Below are 3225 nucleotides of genomic sequence, written 5' to 3' on the forward strand. Positions count from 1 at the left end.
GGGGGTAGTGCTCGGACGGGGCGACGGACCAGCCGAAGACCTTCGGGTAGAAGGCGAGCGCGCCGGCCGGGTCACGGGTGAGCAGTTCCACCCAGCCGAGCGAGCCGGGCTCGTTGAACACCCCGGCGCCCCGGAAGGCGCGGGCCTGCCAGACGATGAGCACCGCGCCGGAGGGGTCGGCGGCCACCGAGAAGCGGCCGAAGTCGGAGACGTCGGTGGGGTCCTTCAGGACCCGGCCGCCGGACTCCTTGACCCTCGCGGCGGTGGCGTCGGCATCGGCGACCGCGATGCAGACCGTCCAGGCGATCGGCTGCTGGGGGGCGTAGCGCGGGGTGATGGCGGCGGCCGGGGCGCCCCCGACCAGCATCTGGGTGTAGTCGCCGTGCCCGGGGCGGGCCGTGTCGTCCACCTGCCAGCCGAAGAGCTCGGTGTAGAAGGCCAGGGCGGCGGGCGGGTCGGAGGTGCCCAGCTCCGTCCAGCAGGGGGCGTTGGTGGTCACGGAGGTCTGCTTCATGGCGTCTGTCCTCGCAGCTTGCTCGGGAACTCCCGGGTTTTTCGGCGCCTCGGCCCCCGCACCTCCCGCCCCAGCATGCGGGGCGGGGGCGGAGCTTGGCGGGCGGTGGTGGGCCGAACGGGGTGGACGAACAGATGACAGCTGACAGATTTCGAAATCTGTCAGCTGTCATCTGTCATTCGTCATCGGTTATCTGTCGGCTGCCGCCCGCCATCCGTCAGCTGCGTACGGCCCGTGCCACCGGGATCCACAGCTCCGCCTCGGCGTCGCCCGTCCCCGGCACGGGGCGGACCCGGAGGATCTCCGGACCCGGCCGAGCCTCGTACGGGTTGGACGGGAACCACTGGCTCGCCACGTCCCCCCACATCTCCTGCAGGGCCTGCGGGAACGGCCCGGTGTTGGTGAACACCGCCCAGGTGCCGGCCGGGACGTCGAGCACGTCCAGATCCGCCGGGACGGCGACACCGTCGCGCGCCACCACCGCGTGCCAGTAGTCGAGTTCGGACCCCTCCTCGCGGTTCGGCGAGAAGTCGTCGCTCACCGACAGGATCCCGGCCGGGTCGTCCCCGGACAGGGCCGCGATCCGAGCGACCGTGTCCTTGTCGAGCCCCTTGATGAACTCGGCGATCCCCGGGTTGATCCCCACGTAGATCAGGGTGACCCGGGCCTTCTTGCCGACGATCCGGAAGTCCGGCTTCTCCACGATCCGGTATTCCATGCTGCTGTTCCCCTCCACGACGAGTCGGAAGGACATCCGGGGCTGGGAGACAAGCACCGCACCGTCGCGCCGGACCTCGCCGGGCCCGACTCCGTGCATGGCCCGGAACGCCCGGGCGAACGCCTCCCCCGAGGAGTACCCGTACCGGACCGCGATGTCGAGCAACGTCCGCTCACCGTCGAGGACTTCGGCCCCGGCGACGGTGAGCCGCCGACGCCGGACGTACTCCGACAGCGGCATCCCGGCGAGCATCGAGAACAGCCGCCGGAAGTGGTACTCCGACGTCATCGCGATCCGCGCCAGCTCGGCCACGTCGACCTCGCGGTCCAGGTCTCGTTCGATCCGGTCCATCGCCCGGTTCAGGTGCTCCAGCACGCCAACCCCGCCCTTCCCTTGTGACACTCACCGTAGGAAGGCCCCACCCTGCCGCACCCGACAATCGGTGCCCGCTCCGGTCGGGTACCGATCGTCGGGTACCGATCGTCGGGTGACGGCCGTCGGCGGCTCGGATTCGGCGGTGCTGCCTCGGCGGCGCCGAGGCAGCGGCCTTGCGCCAGCGGTCTCGCGTCAGCGGCTCAGATCAGGCCCTGGGCCAGCATCGCGTCGGCGACCAGCTCGAAGCCGGCGATGTTCGCACCGACCACGTAGTTGCCCGGGTGGCCGTAGCGCTCGGCGGTGGTGAAGCAGGAGTCGTGGACGTGCTTCATGATCCCGGCCAGCCGCTCCTCGGTGTGCTCGAAGGTCCAGGAGTCGCGCGAGGCGTTCTGCTGCATCTCCAGGGCGCTGGTCGCGACGCCGCCGGCGTTCGCCGCCTTGCCCGGGCCGAAGGCCACCCCGGCCTCCTGGAACACCCGCACCGCCTCCGGGGTGGTGGGCATGTTCGCGCCCTCGGCGACGGCCAGCACCCCGTTGCGCACCAGGGCCAGCGCGTCGGCCTCCGCCAGCTCGTTCTGGGTGGCGCAGGGCAGCGCGACGTCGCAGGGGACGCTCCACACGCCCGGGCCCTCGACGAACCGGACGTGGCCACCGCGCAGTCGGGCGTAGTCGGAGACCCGCCCGCGCCGGACCTCCTTGACCTCCTTGAGCAGGTCGAGGTCGACGCCCTTCTCGTCCACCACGTAACCGGAGGAGTCGGAGCACGTGAGCACGGTCGCGCCGAGCTGCTGGGCCTTCTCGATCGCGTAGACCGCGACGTTGCCGGCCCCGGAGACGACCACCCGGCGCCCGTCCAGGCTCTCGCCGCGGCTGTGCAGCATCTCGGAGGTGAACATGACGCAGCCGTAGCCGGTGGCTTCGGTACGGACCTGCGCGCCGCCCCAGCCGAGGCCCTTTCCGGTGAGCACGCCGCTCTCGTACCGGTTGGTGATCCGCTTGTACTGGCCGAAGAGGTAGCCGATCTCCCGGCCGCCGACGCCGATGTCCCCGGCCGGCACGTCGGTGTACTCGCCGAGGTGGCGGTAGAGCTCGGTCATGAAGGACTGGCAGAACCGCATGATCTCGGCATCCGACCGGCCCTTGGGGTCGAAGTCGGAGCCGCCCTTGCCCCCGCCGATGGGCAGGCCGGTGAGCGCGTTCTTGAAGATCTGCTCGAAGCCCAGGAACTTGACGATCCCGAGGTTCACCGAGGGGTGGAAGCGCAGCCCACCCTTGTACGGCCCGAGGGCGCTGCTGAACTCCACCCGGAAGCCGCGGTTGACGTGGATGTCACCGGAGTCGTCCGTCCACGGCACCCGGAACATCAGCTGCCGCTCGGGCTCGCAGATCCGCTCGATGATCCGGGCGTCGAGGAGCTCGGGGCGGTGGGCGAGCACCGGCGCGAGGGTCTCCAGCACCTCGTGGACGGCCTGGTGGAACTCGTCCTCGCCCCGGTTGCGGCGGACCACGTCCGCGTAGAGCGCCTCTATCGCGCGCCGCTCGGCGTCGAGGGAGGAGTCAAGAGAGGAGTCGAGGGAGGAGTGGGGGGTGGCGGGGGTCAGCGGCATCTGGTCAGGAC

The 3225-nt window shown here is 70.9% G+C and carries 3 protein-coding genes; all 3 read right to left on the reverse strand.

Annotation, left to right across the window (positions count from 1 at the left end; genetic code table 11):
• Positions 1-514 (reverse strand): VOC family protein (locus ACIQOV_RS34235; RefSeq protein ID WP_401054696.1); only part of this gene is annotated, 514 nt, incomplete at its 3' end.
• A gap of 217 nt (positions 515-731) precedes the next feature.
• Positions 732-1607, reverse strand: a complete 876-nt coding sequence (locus tag ACIQOV_RS34240; protein ID WP_401054697.1) for a GyrI-like domain-containing protein — start codon at positions 1605-1607, stop codon at positions 732-734.
• Between the two features lie 200 nt (positions 1608-1807).
• Positions 1808-3214, reverse strand: a complete 1407-nt coding sequence (gdhA, locus tag ACIQOV_RS34245) for an NADP-specific glutamate dehydrogenase (protein ID WP_401054699.1) — start codon at positions 3212-3214, stop codon at positions 1808-1810.
• Between the last annotated feature and the right edge of the window lie 11 nt (positions 3215-3225).

The organism is Kitasatospora sp. NPDC091257, assembly GCF_044757675.1.
Classification (GTDB): Bacteria; Actinomycetota; Actinomycetes; order Streptomycetales; family Streptomycetaceae; genus Kitasatospora; species Kitasatospora lactacystinica.